Here is a 19,995-nt window from a genome sequence, read left to right on the forward strand (position 1 = left end):
ACCTAGCGTGCAGCATGGGCAAGCTGTAGGTATCAAAGTTTAAATTGAGTCAGGAGTTACTGTGGAGGCATCCGCGCCCGGTGAGTCCGCCACTGCGGCCGAAACCGCAATGGAGGAAGTTCTGTATTCCGCTGAAGTGCGCCACACAAAAGGGAAATGCACGCTAATTATCAGCGACCACCTACACGGCAACGTGGAAGTTTACGTGGTGCCAAAGACGGCTGTAAAGAAACTCCCATTTTATCTTGCAATGCTCAGGAATAAACTCTCTTGAGCAGCCCGTACACCTTCGAGTAGCCAAGCAGAGCGACCCATGCCCCTCCCAAGGCGGTTCCCCCGCACGCGCTGCCGCGACCAGCCCGCGCCATGGCGGGGCCTCGCCGCCCGCTACGACAAAACCCGCGCGTCGTAGCGGGTCACTCGCGTCGTAGCGGTGCGGTCTCGCCGCCTGGAGTGATCGACACGGCGAGCCGCCGGTCATGCTCGGCGCTGAGCCACCAGGGGCACGGTAGGTCGGGAACCCGCAAGCAGGGACTGGGCCAGAACGCTGTACAGGGTGTCGTTGGGCCCGTCGGCGATGCGGAGTCCCCGGATGTCCCGAAGGCGCTTCTCCATGGGGGTGTAACAGGTGTATCCCTCGCTGCCGTGCAGCTGGAGTGCGATGTCGACGGCACGGTAGGACGCGTCCGTAGCGAGGGCCTTGGCGGCGGAGCAGGCCGCCACGTCGACGCCGTCTTCGTTCTGCCCGATCCGCTCCAGGAGGGAGAAGCACCACGCAGTGGCTGCTTGGACCTCGGCTGCCGCAGTGCCGAGCCGGGACGCGACAGAGGGAACGTTCGCCAGGGACGTCCGGCCGACACTGCGTCGGCAGGCACGGGCCATCGTCTCCTCGATCGCGGCGGTCGCCGCGCCCAGGCAAACCAGTGCCATCATCAGACGCCAGTTGGAGAAGTGCATGTCAAAGATCCAGCGGCCGTCGCCGGGTGCCCCGAGCAGAAGATCCTTGCCGACGCGTACGCGGTCGAAGTGCAGATGGCCCATGCTCCAACCCCGCAGGCCCAAGGGAGCGGTGGTGTCGGTGAAGATGCCGGCGGTCGCCGTCGGCACCCAGAGCGCTGACAGCGGCACCTCGCGCAGCCACGCGCTGTCGGTGTCATGCGCGGCAGCCTGCTCCGGCCCGATCACCTTGCAGAAGACGACGAATCCCGTGGCCTCTTCCACCCGGCTGACCAGGCCCTTAGTACCGGAGAGCAGCAGATGATCGCCATGGTCGACCGCTACGGTCCGCAAGCCGCGCAGGTCCGACCCGGAGTGTGGTTCGCTCGACGCCACGCCCGCCAGCTCGCCGCAGTCGACCACACGGTCGCGGACTTCCTGCACGACGATGGGCGTGCCGTACCGCAGGGCCATGGCGCCGTGTCCCGAGCTGAAGATCTCCCGCGCGTCGCAGTCCCGTCGCCCGGCCAGGAACATCGCCAGCCCTTGCGCCACTCGCCCGAGGCCCGGGGGAACGACCGCATCCGCGTCCTGGCCGCCCGCCGGGCCACGGCCGTTACCCGGCTCGACCGGTACGCGCGCGAGGTCGAACCCTGTCAAGCCGGCTTGGGCGGCGCGCTTGCGCAGATCGAGCCAAGGTGGCCGAGCTGCCTCCTCTGTGACGGGATCGGGCAGGTTCGTGTCGAGAAAGCCGGTGACTCGGGAAGTGAAGTCCTCCAGAGCAGGGTGGCGGGAAAGAGCGGCACAGGATTCTGAGAAAAACACGGCGGCGTCCTAGGTTGCTTGAGGAATGAGCGGATACAACCGAGGCGAAGACCTCACGGGGCTCGCCAATCGTTCACTGCGCGGAAACGGACACGGTTGTTGGCCGGTAGCCCAGCGGCGCCCGTGAACTTCAGCTTGTCGTGCTTTTCAGCAGGGCCGGAGAGCCGGGCACTGGGCAGTCGGTACGCAGGACAGACCGAGGTACCGGACCGCCGGGGAACTCGGCGCCCCTTGCCCCGGCGCCCTACTGCCCGGGCGTCGGCGCAGCAGCGCGCCGATGAACGGCGAGTGGAGCGTTGGCCGTTGCTCACCGGCCGCCGCTGCCGACAACCTCACCGTCCGCCGTCCATGGCCTCGGCAAGACTGCGTGGCCGCATGTCGGTCCACACCCTGCCGATGTAGTCGAGGCACGCCTGCCGGGTCTCCTCCGGATGGGCGACGATCCAGCCGTCGGGTACATCGGCGAAGGTCGGCCACAGCGAGTGCTGGCCCGCTTCATTGACGAGCACCAGAAAACAGGCTTCATCGTCCTCGAACGGATTGGTTGCGTGCGTCATGTCAGCTCTCCTGGTTTTCCGCACCGGTCCCCGGTGAGCGGGGCGTTGGCAGAGGTCAGCAGCGTGATCGGAAGGACGGGCATGAGCGTGTCCGGCTCGCGGTTCCGGGGCTTCCGCGCTCGTCGAGCAGCACCGGCACTTGACCGCCCGACATTCGGTCGCCCGCGCATCACCGGTGCCGAGTGACCGGTTGCTGCTCGTTGGCGGACCGGCGATCGAAGCGAGACAAGTGGCAACCTCCTGGGTGTTCGTGACTCTTCGCCTGACGCTCGGCGTGGCCGCCCTCCCGGCACGCCCAACGGCACAGCAATTGCTCGTGCCCTTCCCGGGTGGACGGAGGGGTCGGCGCTGCGATGAACTGCACGACCAGGGCTTGCTTCAGACAGCCATCATGCAAGGTCAGCGGCTGTTTTCTGGCTGCTGTGAGCCGCAGCCACCCGAACGAATGACGAGCTTCTTGGCATGCCCGCAGGTGCACGAAACCCGCGACGTACTTCTCCCGATCTCCTCCCTGCCGCGGGCCCCGGCGTCAGACAAGTGCCGGTTTGCCGGCCTGCAGCTTCCACAGGGTGGTGTAGGTGCCGCCGCGCGTCACAAGCTCCTCGTGCGTACCTTGTTCGGCCACCAGTCCGGCAGGCCCCATGACGTAAATCCGGTCGGCGCTTTGGACGGTGGACAGCCGGTGGGCGATGACGATCATCGTGCGGTCCGTCCCGAACACCTGGAGGGCCTGCTGAATGACAGCCTCGGTCTCGTTGTCGACGGCGGAGGTGGCCTCATCGAGGATGATGACCGGTGGATCGCTCAGGACGGTACGGGCCAGCGCGATGCGCTGTTTCTGCCCGCCGGACAGTGCGGCGCCGCGTTCACCGACCCGCGTGGCGTAGCCGTCAGGCAGGGTGTCGATGAAGGCGTCGGCCCCGGCGGTGCGGGCGGCGGCGACCAGTTGATCGTCAGTAGCGTGGAAAGTGCCGTAGCGGATGTTCTCCGCGATCGTCGCGTCGAAGAGGAACGGTTCCTGGGTGACGTATCCGATCGCGCGGCGCAGGTCGGGCAGGGCAAGGGTGCGTACGTCGGCACCGTCGAGCAGTACCTGCCCACGGTCGGGATGGTGGAAGCGCATGAGCAATTTGGCGATGGTGGTCTTGCCTGCGCCGCTGGTGCCGACGATGCCGGTGGTGCGGCCGGGAGGAATGACCAGGGAGGTGCCGCGGAGTACCGGTGACCGACCCGGGTAGGCGAAGGACACCTTCCGCATTTCGATCTCCCCTTTCACCTGTTGGGCCGGCAACCGGCGGCCTCCCTCGACGGGTTCGACAGGGAGGTCGTGCAGACGCTCCACCCGGTGCAGGGCGGTGACGGTGCGCTGATACTGGTCGGTGGTGCTCCCCAATCGGGACAGCCGCAGCATGGCGATGCCCGGCATTTCGATCAGCGGGCCGAAGGCCGCGGTCGACAGCGTGCCCCGGAGCACGGACCGGCCGCCCAGGAGCACCGTGCCGACCAGAGCCGAACCACCGGCCAGTCGCAGGATCTGAGGCGGAATCGCCGCACTGCGTCCGGTCGAGCGATTGGCCTCGCTGCATTTTCGATTCAGGTCGGCGATGCGTGCGATCTCGTGCTCTTCGGTGACCGCGGATTTGATGGTGGTGTGAGCATGGAGGTTCTCGGTCACCCGGCTGTTCATCCGTGCTCGCTGCTCGTCGGAGGTGGCCTGGCCGGCGAGCGCACGCTCGTGAAAGCGGAAGGACAACCAGGCGATGAGCGGGATCGGCGCGAAGGCGATCCAGGCGATCTGCGGAGCGAGCAGCAGGAACGCCGGAATCAGCAAAGCGAGGCTCGTACCCATCTGAACGACGTCGTGCATGCTCGAACCGACGAAGGCACCGATCTGACCGATGTCCTCGGTCAGGACAGTGTTGACCCGGCTGACGCGCTCGTTCTCCAAGTCGGCCGGCGCCACCTGCTGGACGTGCTCGTAAGTGCGGGTGCGCCAGTCGTCCTCGATGTCCTGCGCCAGCTGGCGCCAGACGACGCTGGCACCGTAGCCAGAAGCCGCCATGACGAGGCAGGCCGCCCCGGCGACACCGACGAGAAGCGACAACTGGGCGGTGACGCCGGCTACACCCAGCCCGGCCAGGGTGGCGCTCCCACCCTTGGCGAGCAACAGCACGATCGAAGGGCTCAAGGCGAACAGCGCCATCTCCCCCACCTGCGAGAGCCCGGACAACATCGCTGCCAAGCCGAACTTCCGCTTGTGCGGGCCGATGATGCGCCGTAAGGCACGGCGGCCAGGAGCGGATTCGTCGGACTGCTGTCGTGCGCTTTCCGATCTGCGCCACGCTCGCCGGACGACGGCTGCCGTCGCCGCGGCTGCCAGTCCGAGAGTAAGCAGCGGGCGACTGAGTAGCTTCAGGAGAAAGGGCCCACCAGCAACGGCCGCTGCTGCCACACCTCCGGCCCCGATCACCCTCGGAAGCCAGCGTCCGGCGCCGTCTCTGTCCGTGCGGTGTCGCGTTCTGGGGCTGTTGTCGGGATCGGTGCGCGAGTGACGTGTTGCCGTCCCGTCAGTTTCCGCTGACTGTAGGGCGGAGTTGCGGCCCAGCTTGTCCGCTGCGGTCCGACGCAAGGCTGCCAGCGTCCGGTCGACTGCCCGGTGCATCAACTGGGCGACCTCCCGCGGACTGATGGTGCGGTCGTGCCGCACCAGCACCCGGCCGGTGACCGGGTTGACGCGCACCTCCTCGATGCCCGGAGCCTGGAGGAGTGATGCCTCGGTCAGCCGCGCCACGGCGGGTCTGCCGCGGACATGGTCGACTTCCCAGCGTTGGCGACCGGGGACGATCGAGCGCGGCCGCATCTTCACTCTCGTACGAGCACAATGTGTCATCGGGGGGTCAGCGGGTGGGCTTCCAAGCAAGGCCATCGCCACAATCACTGGTTCTCGGCGGTCATGCCGCCCTCGGCGTACTTTGCTGTTGCTTCAACGAATTCGCCCGGGGTGCGCGGTGGTGGCCCGGCGGTGACTCGGGCCCCTGCCACCGCCCGTGGACGTCGTAGACCAATGGATCTCGCGGTGGCGGCCGAGGCGATGCCGTGGCCGGCTCCCGGCAGCTCGCCTCACCGTTCAACGAAGCCCCAGAAGTTGGAGACCGCAGCGTCGTCGATCTCAGGGATCGCGACTCCCAGCCTCCGCAACCGACGGACCGTCTTGTCGTTCTCGAACTTCAGGGTCGGCTGCTGACCGGCTTGTGCTTCCTTGGCGTGCTCCTCGAGATACGCCTGGTAGGGCAGGATCGGCAAGTCCTGCCCTCGCTCGCTCGCGCGGCGCAGGCGTTCCAGCCATACGGTCAGCGGAACCTCTTCAGAACACGTCCCGTGCATCCGGTCGTAACCGGCCATGAAGGCACCCGGTCCCATGCTGCATGGGTGGTGAAGGTGGTGTACGAGGTCGGCTGTGTCGCCCTTGCGCAGTAGCTCGACGAGGGCGCCGGCGAGGACATCGACGGGAAGGACGGCTTCCTGGAACTCAGGTTCCGCCGGATAGCAGCCGAGCGCCGCGCAGCTGGTGAGCAACCGGGAGAACATGTCGTCCGGATTGACGGCACCGGTCGAGGTGTGAGCCCAGATGCGGCCGAGCCGGTAGATGCCACCACTCGCTCCCCGCTCGAACGCACGCTCCACCAGCCGGTCGGCAACCCACTTGCTTGCTGCGTACCCCCTCCCGAACGGGTGTCGTTCACCGTCGATCGGCGAATCCTCGGTGACCAGCCGGGAGGAGTCCTGGCCAGGCCGGAACACACCGAGGGTCGAGAGGTGGTGGAACGCCTTCGGTCGCCCTTCGCCCGTCAGGCGCAGCAGGGTTCGGGTGCCCTCCACATTGGCAGGCTTCAGCCGTGCGTACGGCGAGAGGTGATGTACGTGCGCGCCGCTGTGGACGATCGTGTCGATCGTCTCGCGCAGCCGTGCCCAGCATGCCGGGTCGACGCCGAGACCGACGGCAGTCAGGTCTCCCCGGACGATGCTCAGCCGTGGATCGTCCAGCGTTGCCTCAAGGCCGTACGTCCGCATGGTCTCGGCCAGCCGCTCACGCGCCTGGGCGTCGGTCCGCGCACGGACGAGGCAGTGGACCCGGGCCGCTGTCCTGTGCAGCAGCTCGGACAGGATGAAGGCTCCGACGAACCCGGTGGCCCCGGTCAGCAGAATGTCGCGCGGGTCACCGACTGGCTGCGCAACGGAGGCGAAACGCAGGGCAGGGCTCAGTTCCGCTTCCGAATCCGGCACCCACGACGACACGGCGTGAGGATCGTCCGCACTCAGGCGCCGGGCCAGTCCCGCCGGGGTCGGTGCCTCAAGGAGCGCCGACAGGCTGAAGGGGACGGCCAAAGTCTCACCGATCCGGCTTGCCAGGCGGGTGGCGAGCAGGGAGTGACCGCCCAGAGCGAAAAAGTCGTCGTCGACGCCGACCGCGGGCACGTCCAGTACCTCGGCGAACAGTTCGCACAGGGCCCGCTCCTCGGATGTGCGCGGGGTACGGCCGCTTTTGGCGGTCGTGGTGTAGTCCGGCGCGGGCAGGGCATCACGGTCGAGCTTGCCGTTGGGAGTCAGGGGCAGGGCGTCCAACGCCACGAAAGCGGACGGCACCATGTAGGCGGGGAGGCGTTCTCGGAGGAAGGAGCGCATGTCGGCCGGGTCGACCTCGGTCCCGGCGACGGGCACCGCGTAGGCGACCAGGCGGGTCTCTCCGAGGCGGTCGTCGCGGGCGGTCACTGCGACGTGGCCGATGCGGGGGTGGGAGGAGAGGACGGCTTCGACCTCGCCGGGTTCGATGCGGTGGCCACGGACCTTGACCTGATCGTCCGCCCGTCCGGCGAAGACGAGTTGTCCGTCGGCACGCCGGCGGGCCAGGTCGCCGGTGCGGTACATCCTCGTCCCCGGCGGGCCGTACGGATCGGCCACGAACCGCTGCGCCGTCATGCCCGGACGCCGCAGGTAACCGCGCGCCAAGCCGGCACCGGCCACATACAGCTCACCGGTCACGCCGGGCGGCACCGGCCGCAACGCGGCATCCAGTACGTAGGCACGGGTGCCGGGGATCGGCTGTCCGAGGACCGGGGTCACTTCGGTCTCCAGCCTCGCCTGTACCGCGTCGACGGTGCATTCGGTCGGCCCGTACATGTTGTAGGCCGCCAGCCCGTCCACCGCCCGTAGTTCTGCCCACAGCCGGTCCGGCAGCTCCTCGCCGCCGAGCACGGCCACGCTCGGCCGCCACCGCTCGTTCGTGAACAAGCTACGGTCGGACAGGATGCGCATGTACGAAGGTGTGGCGTCGACCGTGTCGATCCGGTGGTGGATCAGCCACGCCACGAACCGGTCCGCGTCCGCCCAGGTGGCGGCGTCGGGCACGTGCAGCTCATGGCCGTCCAGCAGGGCCGCCAGTTGGCCCCAGGAGGCGTCGAAGGACACCGAAGCGGTCAGGGCGACCCGCAAGCCTCGGCCTCCCATGAGCTCGGCCGCAGGTCCGAACACCTGGTTCCGGTACTGGACGGCCACGTTGACCACACTCGCGTGGCGGGCGACGACTCCCTTGGGTGTGCCGGTCGATCCCGAGGTGTAGATAACGTACGCCGCATGGTCGGGCGATACCCCCGTCACCGGCTCGTCGTCCGGCAGCCCCTGCAACAGCTTCTTGGTCTCCGGTGTGTCCAGCAGCAGACGCGGAGTGCCCGTACCGAGGTCGCCGGCCGCGGCGGTGGTCGTGTCCGTGAGCAGCAGCGCGGGCCGTGCGTCCGCGAACATGGCAGCGATGCGCGGGGCCGGGTACTCCGGGTCCAGCGGCAGGTAGGCGGCCCCCGCTTTGAGCACGGCGAGCACAGCCACGACAAGGTCACCCGAACGCGGCAGCGCGAGGGCGACGACGTCCTCGACTCCGACGCCGCGAGCGGTCAGTGCGTGCGCGAGCCGGTTCGCCCGGGCGTTCAACTGGGCGTAGGTCAGTGTCGTGTCGTCTGCCACAACGGCGACCGCGTCCGGGGTGGCGCGGACCTGCGTGCGGAACAGCTCGGGAATCGTGTTCGCGGGCAGGCGCGCCGTCGCGCCCTGGCCGGTGTCTCCGAGAAAGAGGCGGCGCTCGCCGTCGGACAGTACGTCGATGCGACTGACCGGACGGTCCGGGTCCTTGACGACCGCTTCCAGCAGCCGCACCCAACGCGCGGCCAGGTCCTGGACCGTGCCGTGGTCGAACAGGTCGGTGGCGTAGTCGATGGTTCCGTGCAGGCCGAGGCACTCGCCCTTCTCGGAGCGCTGTTCGTAGACGCCGATGTCCAGATCGAACTTGGCGGTCTCGGTCGACACCGGAATCCTGGTCGTTCGCAGGCCCGGGAGCGCGAACGCCGTGGCTTCGTCGGCGTCGAGGGAGAGCGCGACCTGGAAGAGGGGGTGGCGGGCCGGTGACCGGGTCGGGTTCAGCCTCTCCACGAGCCGCTCGAAGGGCGCCTCCTGGTGCGCATAGGCCGCCAGTGCGGTACTGCGGACACGGGCCAGCAGCTCAGTGAAGGCGGGATCGCCGGAGGTGTCGGTACGCAGCACCAACGTATTGACGAAGAATCCCACCAGATCGTCCAGGGCCTGATCGGTGCGACCTGCGATCACACTGCCGACAGGGACGTCGGTGCCCGCACCCAACTTGGTCAGGAGTGCCGCCAGACCCGCGTGCAGCACCATGAAGAGGCTCGCTCCGGACCGGCGCGCCAGCTCTGTCAGCGCTGCGTGCAGTTCGGCGTCGATACGCAGAGGGACTCGGGCGCCGCGGTATGACGCGACGGCAGGGCGGGAACGGTCGTATGGAAGTGGGAGTTCGGCGGGCAGGTCCGCCAACGCGGATGTCCAGTAGGCGAGTTGTCGGTTCAGAAGCCCGTCGGGGTCACTGGGTTCGCCCAGGAGCCGGCGCTGCCACAAGGTGTAGTCGGTGTACCGCGCCGGCAGTGGTTCCCAGGTCGGCTCCCGGCCCTGGCAGCGGGCGGCGTAGGCGGTTGCCAGGTCGCGGGTCAGAGGCGCCATGGACCAGCCGTCGGCGGCGATGTGGTGGACGACGATGGCCAGGACGTGTTCGGCGGGGCCCAGTACGAACAGGTCCGCGCGCAGGGGTGGCTCGATCGCCAGGTCGAGCGGGTAACGGGCGGCTTCCCGCAGCCGCGACTGCAGCGACTCCTCGTCCTCCACCTCGGTGACGGGCAGCGACGGACGCGCTGCGGACGCGTCGATGATCCGGTTGAAGGGCTCACCGCCGACGTCCGGGAAGACCGTGCGCAGGCTTTCGTGCCGACCCACCACATCGCCCAGCGCCCTCTCCAGCGCCCCCCGGTCGAGCTCGCCGGCCAGACGATGCACCAGAGAAATGTTGTACGTGGCACTCGGGCCGAGCGCACGGTGCAGGAACCACAGCCGTTGCTGGGCGAATGACAGCGGGGCGGGGTCCGGTTGTTCCTGGACGGTCAGTGCCGGGCGTTCCTGCCGGTCCGCGCCGTCCAGCCGGGCTGCCAAGCGGGCCACCGTGGGCGCTTCGAACAGCACGTTCAGGTTCAGGTCCACGCCCAGGACGGCTCGGATCCGGGACGCCAGGCGGATCGCCAGCAGCGAGTGCCCGCCCGCTTCGAAGAAGTCCGAGTCCATGCCGACCTGCCGGAGACCGAGCACCTCGGCGAACAGCTCGCACAGTAGCTGTTCGCGAGGGGTCCGCGGTGGCCGTACGACGGACGCACCGGGCTCGTCGCCGGGCTCCGGCAGGGCGTCCCGGTCCAGCTTTCCGTTAGGGGTCACCGGCAGCTCGTCGAGCATGACGAACGCCGAGGGCACCATGTAACCGGGCAGTCGCTCGCGCAGTCGCTCGCGCAGCAGCTGCGGCCGTGTCCCGTCCTCACCGGCCACGACGTAGGCGACGAGCCGGACTTCATCCCGCTGCCGGTCCGGGCGGGCGAGCACCGCGGCCTGCGCCACACCCGGGCACGCCGTCAGCGCGGCCTCGACCTCTCCGAGCTCGATGCGGAACCCGCGGACCTTGACCTGGTGGTCAGCACGGCCGACGTACTCCAACTCGCCGTCCGCCAGCCACCGCACCACGTCGCCCGTCCGGTACATCCGTGTCCCGGGAGGGCCGTACGGGTCGGCCACGAACCGCTCGGCGGTCAGCGCCGGCCGGCGCAGATAGCCGCGGGCCAGGGAGGCACCGGCGACATACAGCTCGCCGGCAGTTCCCCATGGCACCGGTTGCAGCGTGCCGTTCAGCACGTAGACGCGGCTGCCGGGGGTGGGGTGTCCGATCGGCGGCGCCGAGTCCGACGGCATCAGCGGCTTGCTCAAGGACGCCATGACCGTGGTTTCCGTCGGCCCGTAGGCGTTCAGCATGCGCCGATGAGGCGCCCACCGCGCCACCAACCCCGGCGGACATGACTCTCCAGCCACCACCAGCGTCGGAACACGCACGTCCGTCTCGGACACCACGGCCAGTGCCGACGGCGGCACGACCGCATGCGTGACGTGCGTACCGGGGTCGGTGAGAACCGACAGGGGGTCGGCCGTAGGGGCGAGAAGCAGCGCGGCCCCGTTCAGCAGGGCGGCGCACAGTTCCCACGTGGAGGCGTCGAAGCTGGGTGAGGCGAACTGCAGCACCCTGCTGTCGGAGGTGATCTCCAGGCGCTTCGCCTGACACATCACCAGGGAGGCGATGCCCGTGTGGGTCACCATCACCCCCTTGGGCCGCCCGGTCGAACCCGAGGTGTAGATCACGTACGCCGGGTGCCGCGGGTCCATGGCGATTCCCGGATCTGTGTCCGGCTGTCCCTCCGACAGCTCGGCCACCGCCTGCGGATCGTCGATCACCAGGGCCGGGCGGGCGTCGGCGAGCATGTACTCTCTCCGCGCCGCCGGATACGCCGGGTCCACCGGCAGGTAGGCGGCGCCGGCCTTGAGCACGGCGAGCACAGCCACGACAAGGTCGATCGAACGCGGCAGGGCGAGGGCGACGACATCCTCGACGCCGACACCCTGAGCGGTCAGGGCGTGCGCGAGTCGGTTCGCGCGCGCGTTCAACTCCCTGTACGTCAGCGTCGTGTCGTCGGCCACCACCGCGTCGGCATCCGGCGTGCGGCGTACCTGGTCCTCGAACATCCTCGGCAAGGGAACGGCGGGGACGCCTGCCGCGGAGGCGTCCCCCTTGTCCAGCAGGCTCTGTCGCTCGTCTTCCGGCAGTACGTCGAGCATGCCGACCGGGAGACCGGGGTCGAAGTCCGCCATGTTCGCCAGGAAGTGCAGCAGACGCCGCTGGGAGTCAGCGAGGTCGGACTCGCCGTACGCTCCGGGCGCCGCGTGCAGTCTCATGTGCGGGCCGGTGCCGTCCCGGCGGTCCCACACCATGATCATCAGGTCGCTGCCCAGCGGGAAGGAGAGGTTGTGCGGGATGCACCGGTGGCCGGCGAAGGCGATGTTGTAGTCGAACCCGATGAGGTTGACCGTAGGTGAGATCGCCGCGCCGGAGTCTCGTGACAGGCCGAGGTCGCGGTACAAGTCCTCCCCGCGGTAACGCTGGCGCTCAACCGCTTCGCGCATCCGGTCGTCGACCTGGGCCAGCAGGTCCTTCAGCGGCATGTCGGGCCGGATCGTCAGGCGTACGGGAACACTGTTGGCCAGCATCCCGGGCGTCGTGCGGGAGGCCGAGTCCACCCGGCCGGATACGGTCAGCCCGACCACCACGTCCCGCGCGCCCGTCAGGTGATGCGTGTACAGCGCCATGGCGGCGAACACGAAACGAAAACGGGAGACGCCGGCGCGCGAAGCCGCTGCCTTCAGCGCCTGCGGACGCAGGAGCGGGCGCAACTCCGTTCTCGGGATGGCCACAAGGGCCGGGCTTTCTGAGGACCGCCCCTGCCTCGTCGGGCCGGGAACGGCTGCCGTGCCCCTGGAGCCGGGCGAAGGCGCGGCGGTCCTCGTCCATCCGGACAGTTGCCGCATCCAGTACGCGCGGTCGGCTGCATGGTCCTCGGACGCGCGGTAGTCCTGGTCGGCCCGGACCAGCGCCGACAACGGGCCGAAGGGACTGGGGCCGGCCTGGCGCCCGTCCGCCAGGGCCGTATAGACGTCGGCGACCCGCCGTGCCACGAGGGCGTAGCCGAAAGCGTCCACGGCCGCATGGTGGTAGGTGTGGTACCACCAGAACCGGTCCGGCGCCAGTTGCAGCAGGGCGTAGCTGAACAACGGACCGGAGGCCAGGTCCATGGACCTGGCCATGTCGGCCGAGACCCACGCGCGTGCGGCGGCCTCCGGGTCGGCTTCGTCGCTGACGTCGACTAACGAAAGGGTCCAGGGCAGCTCACGCTCCAGGACCTGAACAGGACCGTCCTCACCGGACACCAGGCGCACCCGCAACGCATCGGTTTCGGCCACCACTTGGCGCAGCGCTGCTTCGAAAACGGCCGGATCGACCGGTCCGCAGATCTCCAGGTACTCGCCCAGACGCAGTGCCTGACGTGTGTCCGGGGAGCGCTGCTCGGCGAGCCAGATCTCGCGCTGTGCCGCGGTGGCCGGCAGGACCTCGACCGGCGAATCCGCCGCACCGTCGGGGTTCAGCGCATGGCCACCACCATGCTGAGCGGATGACTGACGATGAGACAACGAGGAACCTCCTGCAAGAGGGCCGGAAACCCCCTGATCGCGGCCGCTGAGTACCAACCTCTTGTTACTCACGGCGGAGAGAAAACATCCGCGGACCGCTTGGTGGCGGAGTAGTAGCGTGTGCAATCGGGCAGGGCGGCGTACCTGCATGATCAGATCCTTTGCCGTCACTCATCGTGCCAGCTACCAGGGCATACCCCGGCGCCCCCGAGGATTACGCCACCCGAAGGAATGACAGACCGTGCTTTGCAGGCAGGTCGTCCGCAACCGTGTAGTGCCCTCCTGTCCCGTCCACCAGGACTGAAGCAGTTGCCTTGGCCATCCGGTCTCCTGGGTCCTCTCACAGTCCCCGGCGTTCACCGCGACCGGCTGTCGTCCTCCGCCGGCGCGGGGGTGTTCCGAAAGCCCGGCCGTATGAGCTGGTGCGGCCGGTGCCCTCCCGGGCGCATGCCAGGGTGCTCCGACCAGGCGGCTGCGGCGCCCCGTCAGCGGGGGTGGGTGTCGGCAGTCCGGGAACCGACCGGCGGCTCGTCGGAGTCGAGCATGTCCTCGCCGTAGAGGGCCTGCAGCCAGTTGGTCTGGTAGATGGTGTCGAGGTATCGCTCCCCGAGGTCCGGGGCGATGGCCACCGCGGTGAGGTCACGGGTGTCGTGCTGGTCCAGCCATCCCATCGCGCCGCTGACCACCGTGCCGGTGGAGCCGCCGAACAGGAACCCGCGTCTGGCCAGACGGCGGCAGGCGCGGATGGTGTTCGCCTCTTCGACGTGGATGACCTCGTCCACGTAGGCCTCGTCGAGCAGCGGCGGACGCATACTCATGCCGAGTCCGGGGATCATCCGGCGGCCGGGGGGACCGCCGAAGGACACCGAGCCGGCACTGTCGAGTGCGACGATCCGCACCGGACGGTGCCACTCCCGGAAGTAACGAGCGCAGCCCATCAGGGTGCCCGTGGTGCCGGCCCCGACGAACAACACGTCCAGACGCGGGAACTCGCGAGCGATCTCCGGCGCCGTCCTGCGGTAGTGCGCCTTCCAGTTGCTCGGATTGGTGTACTGGCTGAGCCACACGTACCGGTGGTCGGAGTCGCACAGCGCGCGGACGTAGTCGATCCGCGCGCCGAGGAAGCCGCCGTGGGGGTTCTGAGTGCCGATGACGTGCACCTGGCTGCCCAGCGCTTCCATCATCAGCCTCGTCGTCAGGTTGCAGCGGGAGTCCGTCACGCACAGAAACCGGTAGCCCTTGCTCGCGGCGATCACGCTCAGCGCCACGCCCAGGTTCCCGGACGAAGATTCGACGATGATGGAATTGGGCGTCAGGACGCCGTCCCGTTCGGCGTTCTCGACCATCTCGATCGCGGTCTTCAGTTTGATCGAGCCGGCGAAGTTGAAGCCCTCACACTTCAGGAAGAGCGAGGACCCGAAGATCGGCTGGAGGTCGACGTAGAGGTCCTCTTCATTGAAGGCCTGGGGAACGGATATGACTGGCACGATTGTCTCCTGATCTGCGGCGGAGCAGTCTCGGACGTCTGTTGGTGGCAGTCCTGCGGGCGCTCGGCTGCTCATCCATAACGCCGCAGTTCGTGGAAGAAACCGTCGACGACGTGCAGCCCTCCGGAGCGGGCCACCTCGTCGTAGACGTACTTGCCCACGGCCAGATCGAGAATCCCGAGGCCGAAAGGCGAGAACACGACCGGCTGGTCCCTCGGGACCATCACCCGTCCGGCCATCACGTCGTCCAGCGTGCCGTGCAGGAAGTCCCGGTTGCCCGTGAGCTGCTCGGCCAGGTGGGGTGAGGTGTTGGCCTTGAGACAGTGCTCGACGTCGTCGACGATGTTGACCGAGTCGAGGATGATCTCCGGTGCCAGGTCGCGCAGCGACACGTGCAGCACCAGCGGGTTGTGCTCGAACCACGACAGGTCGTTGACGTGGGGCTGCCCGGCGACGGTGGCGAAGACCACCAGGTCGCTGTAGCGGATCAGCTCTTCGGCACTGTCGTGCACGGTGATCCGGCCGGTGGTCCGCGACTGCTCCAGGTAACAGCGGAGCCCGGCCGCGCTGTCGGCGGACACGTCGTGCACGCCGACCTCGTCGAACGACCAGCCGGTGGCTGCGAGGAAGTCGTAGATGTAGCGGGCGATCAGGCCCGCACCGACGAACCCGACGCGGGTCGGGCGCGGTCGGCCGCTGCTGAGCCACTGGGCCGCCAGGGCGGCCGAGGAGGCCGTTCTGGTGGCACTGATGATGGAGCCTTCCAGGCAGGCGAACGGGTAGCCGGTGCCGTGGTCGTTGAGGATCAGCACCGCCGAGGCCCTCGGGATGCCGGCCACCACGTTCTCCGGGAAGCTGGAGATCCACTTCAGGCCGTCCACCCGCATCGGCTCCCCGATCGAGGCGGGCAGCGCGATGATCCGGGAGGACGGGCGGTCGGGGAACCGCAGAAAGTAGGACGGCGGGTTCACGCAGCCACCGGCGCTGTGCAGCCGGTACGTGGCCTCCACCAGCTCCACGATCTGTTTCTCGCGCCCCTGCAGCACGCCCTCGACCTGGGAGCCGGAGATGACGGCGAACGTCGGCGCGCCGACCGGCTCGCGCGGGGTCAGTTCCATCGCGGGGGAACGCCTGGTAGTCATCGCGTGGTCACCTCCACGGTCGGCGAGCAGTCGGCCAGGCGCACCGGGTCGGCCATCCCGACGAGCACTTCGCGGGGTCCCTCGTAGGGCTCCCTGCTGTGCGCGGTGCGGACGTTGTCGACGATCATCAGGTCGCCGGCCTGCCACGGCTCGCGTACGGTGTTGTCCTCGTAGATCTTGTTGAGCAGTTGCACGACGTCCTCGCCGATGGGATCGCCGCCTCCGAACCGGGTGTTGAACGGCAGGCCGTCTGCGCCGTAGACGTCCACGAGGTACTCGCGCACCTCGGGGGCCATCGTCCATTCGTTGAGGAACGCGATCTGGTTGAACCAGCAGCGTGCGCCGGTGGCCGGGTGACGCACCACAGCGCTGCGGCGCTGCCTGGTGCGCAGTGTGCCGTCGGGCTGCCAGGCGTACTCGATGGCGTTGGCGCGGCAGTAGCTCTCGACGGCGCCGCGGTCCTCGGTGCCGAACGCCTCGGCCACGGATGCCCCGATCTCGTCGTTGTAGCTGCGGGTGAGCAGCCAGCCCTCCCGCTCGAACCGCTCGGCCTGCTCGGCGGGCAGCGCCTCCAGTACGGCCGACGAGTCGGCCACCGCGGTCGCCCCGCCCTCGGCGGGCGCGCCGAGGCACGCGAACAGCATCAGGCCGGGGAACTCGAGGGCGTAGCTCAGTTCGTGGTGCATGCACATCGGCTGGTTCGGCGGCCACTCGGCCGAGGAGTAGACGCCGGGCGCGTAGGCCCGCCGGGGCGCGAAGGCCTCCTTCTCGGGCATCAGGGCCTTGGCCAGCCGTCGGAAGACTGTGCCGGTCCCGTCCGCGTCTCGCAGCCCGAGGCCGCGTACCAGGACCGCACCGTGATCGGCGACGAGGGCGTGCAGGGCGTCGCGGTGTTCGGCCGCCCAGTGGGCCGGGTCGCCCGCGGTCCCGGTCCTCAGCACCGGGGGTCTGCCGGGTCCCAGGTCGAGGTCGAGCGGTGACGCCGTGAATGAGATCGGCATCTCGTTCTCCTTTCGACTCGCGTCGGTCGCGTCACTTCAGTTGCGTCGGTTGCGTCAGTTGCGTAAGGGAAGCCGGCCATTCGGCGGCGCGCAGCACGGCCTTCGCCGCTTCCGCCGGGCGGGTGCGCGGGAAGAGGTGACCGCCGTCGGCGAGTTCGTGCAATTCGACGTGGTCGGCCAGCAGTCGCCAGTCGCCGTACCGCTCCCGGAACCCCGCGGTGATCGGGTCGTCGGCGGCCACGACCACCGTGACCGGTGCGGACAGCTTCACCGTCGGCGGGCTGTCCAGGGCATCCGCGAAATAGCGGTGGGCGCAACCCACGTCGTGCCGGTAGGCGGCGGCGACGCGCTCGGCCTGCCCGGCATCGAGCCCACCGAGCCCACCGAGCCCACCGAGCCCGGGGTAGCCGCTGTCCGCGCCCAGTTCGGCGGCGATCCGGTCGTCGCTCCGCCCGGTCAGCTCGGTTACGGCCGCACGCCGGCCGGCGGCGTCACCGAGCAGCTGCGCCGCAACGAAGACCCGCTGGACGCCGGTCCCGCGCTCGGCGAGCCTCCTCGCCGTCTCCAACGCCGGCGCGGCACCCGAAGAGTGGCCCCACAGCAGGATCCCGGTCAGGCCGAGGCGAGTGATTTCGTCACTGACCTCCTCCACCAGTTGTGCCTGCGACGCGAAGGGGGTCCCGCCGTCGGCGGTCACGTCGTGGCCCGGCGGCTCGACGGCGTACACCGCCGGTCCACTGCCCTGCAGGGCCCTGGCCATTGGCTCGAAGCTCACCGCGCCGCCGCCAGCGTGGGGGAAGCAGACGAGGGCGCCGGTCCCGGCACCGTCCGGTGCCGACAAGGGCTGCAGGAGACCGGAGGGCCGCTCGCATCCGTCGTCGAGCAGCCGGGCCAGGTCGGCGAGCACCGGGCGACGTGCGACGTCCTTGAGGGACACCGCACGCTCCAGGGCGACTGCCAGCTTCACCGCCGACAGCGATGTGCCACCCAGGTCGAAGAAGTGGTCCAGCCGTCCGATCCGGTGCTGCGGGATGCCGAGCACCTTCGCCCAGGCGGCCGCCAGCCGCTTTTCGGCCGGCGTCATCGGATCGGCCGTGGTCATCGGCGCGCCACGGTCGTCACCGGCCGTGTCGAGTTCGGCGGCCAGCGCCGTCAGGGTCTTCCGGTCGGTCTTGCCGTTGGCGGTCACCGGCAGGCTTTCCCGCCGGTGGACGGCCGACGGGACCATGTACGCGGGCAGCGACTCGCCCAGCCGGTCCAGCAGAACGCCGGCATCGATCGGCCGCGGGCCGGTGCAGAAGGCCACCAGGTGCTTGCTGCGGTCGGGCCGCTCGGCGACGACCACCGCACCGTCGCGGACACCGGGCACCCGCAGCAGGGTGTTCTCGATCTCGCCGATCTCTATCCGGAAGCCACGGATCTTGACCTGGCTGTCACGGCGGCCGAGGAAGTCCAGTTTGCCGCCGGGCAGCCATCGGCCGTAGTCGCCACCTCGGTAGAGGCGCCGGCCGGCGTCGTGCGGATCGGTCGTGAAGGCCTGCCGGGTGCGCTCGGGGTCGTTGACGTACCCGCGGCCGACGCAGACGCCGGAGAAGACGATCGCGCCGGGGGCCCCGAGCGGCACCGGTGACAGGTACTCATCGACGATGTAGACACGCACGTTGTTTACGCACCGGCCGAGCGGCACCCGCTCGGTGTCCGGAACCCGGTCCATCACCTCGTGGTTGGTGTCGTCCGAGGTTTCGGTCAGCCCGTAGGCGTTGACCAGCCGGATCCCCGGCACGGCAGCGAACCAGCGCTGCGCGAGCTCCTTCTTGAGCGCCTCGCCGGTGGCCGATACGTACCGCAGGTCCGGCAGCTCTCGGGGGCGCTGCTCCAGGCAGGACAGTACGACGTCGAGGTAGGACGGCACGACCTGAAGGACCGTGACCCGGCCGTCGGCGATCTTGTCCACAAACCGCTGGACGTCCAGGATCACCTCCTGCTCCACCAGCAGTGTCCGCCCTCCCACCACAAGGGCGGAGAGAAGCTGCCACAGCGATATGTCGAAGCACTGGGGTGCGGTCTGGGCGACCACTTGGCCCTCGCTGATCTCCAGGTCGTCGATCTTGGCGTAGAGGTGGTTGAGCATGCCGGCGTGTTCGCACATCGCACCCTTGGGCTCGCCGGTGGAGCCGGAGGTGAAGTAGATGTACGCCGCCTGGTCGGCTGCCACGCGGACGCCGAGGTCGGCGCCGGCATGGTTCTCGGCGTAGGCCTCGTGGAGGTGGAGCTTGCGCACTGCGGACGGCGAGCCGGGGGACGGCGGGCCGGAGGACAGCGAGCCGAGGGCCTGGTCGAGCGTGGCGGTGCTGCCGCGTTCGGTCAGCACGAGCGCGCATCCGGCGCGGGACAGCGTTGCCGCGATGCGCTCGGCCGGGAAGTGCGGCTCGACGGGCAGATACACCCCGCCGGCCTTGAAGACGGCGAGGACGGCGGCCAGCCAGTCCAGGTTGCGCTCGGTCACCACGGCGACGACACCTTCGCGCCGCAACCCCCGGGCCAGCAGGGCCCGTCCGAGCCGGTTGGCTCGTTCGTTGAGCTCCCGGTACGTCCACTGGCGGTCACCGTGCACGGCCGCGACGGCTTCCGGGTGGGCCCGTACCCGCTCTTCGAACAGCTCGTGAACCCTGCGGTCCGGCAGGTTCCGGTGCGGCCCGGCCAGCCCTTCGATCTGGAACCGGAGCTCCTCGGCGGAGAGCAGGCTCCGCCGCCGGTGCCCTGCGTCCGGATCGGCGGCGATCAGCGCGAGCGCGCAGAGGTGGTAGTCGGCGATCCGGACGGCGGCGTCAGCGTCCAGCGCGTCAGTCCGGTACCGCAACCGCAGTGCGAGCCTCTCGCTGTCTCGCGACAAGCCCAGCCCCAGTACGACGTGTCCGGGGAGGTCGCCGTCGCCGTCGACCGGGTCGAACACCGCCTCGGTCGACGGTCCGGCCAGGCTCAGCTCGTGGCTGAGCTGGTCGACCGGGAAGTCCTTGTGCGCCAGCATTTCCAACTCGGCCCGGCGGGTCCGTACCAGCAGTTCCCGCCACGAGTCCGGTGCGGTCGTCAGCCGGCAGGGCAGCGGCGAGCCGCCCTCTACGGCGATGTAGCCCGTACTGACCTCGGGGTCGCCGGACAGCGCCGCGAGCACCTTGGTGTGCGCGGCGAGCACCACCGAGGTGACCGGCATCGCCAGGTCGTCGGCGAGCCGGTGCAACGCCGCCGTGACGTCGTCCGGGACCGTCGCCCCGTGCGTGGCGATCCCCGGCACCGGATCCGGCGCCCAACGCGGGAGCGCGGTGGATCCACCGGCGGTGAGCACGCCGCTCCAGAACTTCCGGCCGGCCTCGGTCCGCATGCC

8 protein-coding genes are annotated in these 19,995 nt (G+C 69.2%); all 8 read right to left on the reverse strand.

The genetic code is table 11. The features are described from left to right. Positions 1-477: 477 nt before the first annotated feature. Positions 478-1,596, reverse strand: a complete 1,119-nt coding sequence (locus ABZX79_RS25000) for an acyl-CoA dehydrogenase (protein ID WP_355261776.1) — start codon at positions 1,594-1,596, stop codon at positions 478-480. 497 nt (positions 1,597-2,093) lie between these two features. After that, the gene (locus tag ABZX79_RS25005) at positions 2,094-2,318 is read right to left on the reverse strand and encodes an MbtH family protein (protein ID WP_355261779.1); all 225 of its coding nucleotides are present in this window, start codon (positions 2,316-2,318) and stop codon (positions 2,094-2,096) included. Between the two features lie 529 nt (positions 2,319-2,847). Beyond that, on the reverse strand, positions 2,848-5,178 hold the full coding sequence (locus ABZX79_RS25010) for an ATP-binding cassette domain-containing protein (protein ID WP_355261884.1): 2,331 nt from the start codon (positions 5,176-5,178) through the stop codon (positions 2,848-2,850). A gap of 260 nt (positions 5,179-5,438) precedes the next feature. Next, positions 5,439-12,983 (reverse strand): amino acid adenylation domain-containing protein, encoded by a 7,545-nt coding sequence (locus tag ABZX79_RS25015; protein WP_355261782.1) that lies wholly within the window; start codon positions 12,981-12,983, stop codon positions 5,439-5,441. A 485-nt stretch (positions 12,984-13,468) separates the two neighbouring features. Beyond that, the gene (sbnA, locus tag ABZX79_RS25020; protein WP_355261785.1) at positions 13,469-14,470 is read right to left on the reverse strand and encodes a 2,3-diaminopropionate biosynthesis protein SbnA; all 1,002 of its coding nucleotides are present in this window, start codon (positions 14,468-14,470) and stop codon (positions 13,469-13,471) included. 71 nt (positions 14,471-14,541) lie between these two features. After that, positions 14,542-15,612 carry a 2,3-diaminopropionate biosynthesis protein SbnB gene (gene sbnB / locus ABZX79_RS25025; RefSeq protein WP_355261788.1) on the reverse strand — a complete coding sequence of 357 codons (1,071 nt, stop codon included), beginning with the start codon at positions 15,610-15,612 and terminating at the stop codon, positions 14,542-14,544. Beyond that, entirely contained in the window at positions 15,609-16,613 is a 1,005-nt protein-coding gene (locus ABZX79_RS25030) for a TauD/TfdA family dioxygenase (protein WP_355261791.1), read from the reverse strand. The genes sbnB and ABZX79_RS25030 overlap by 4 nt, the downstream gene beginning before the upstream one ends. 31 nt (positions 16,614-16,644) lie before the next feature. After that, complete coding sequence (locus ABZX79_RS25035; RefSeq protein WP_355261794.1) at positions 16,645-19,992, reverse strand: amino acid adenylation domain-containing protein; 3,348 nt, start codon at positions 19,990-19,992, stop codon at positions 16,645-16,647. Between the last annotated feature and the right edge of the window lie 3 nt (positions 19,993-19,995).

The sequence above is a fragment of the Streptomyces sp. NPDC002994 genome, assembly GCF_040611155.1.
Taxonomy (GTDB): Bacteria; Actinomycetota; Actinomycetes; order Streptomycetales; family Streptomycetaceae; genus Streptomyces.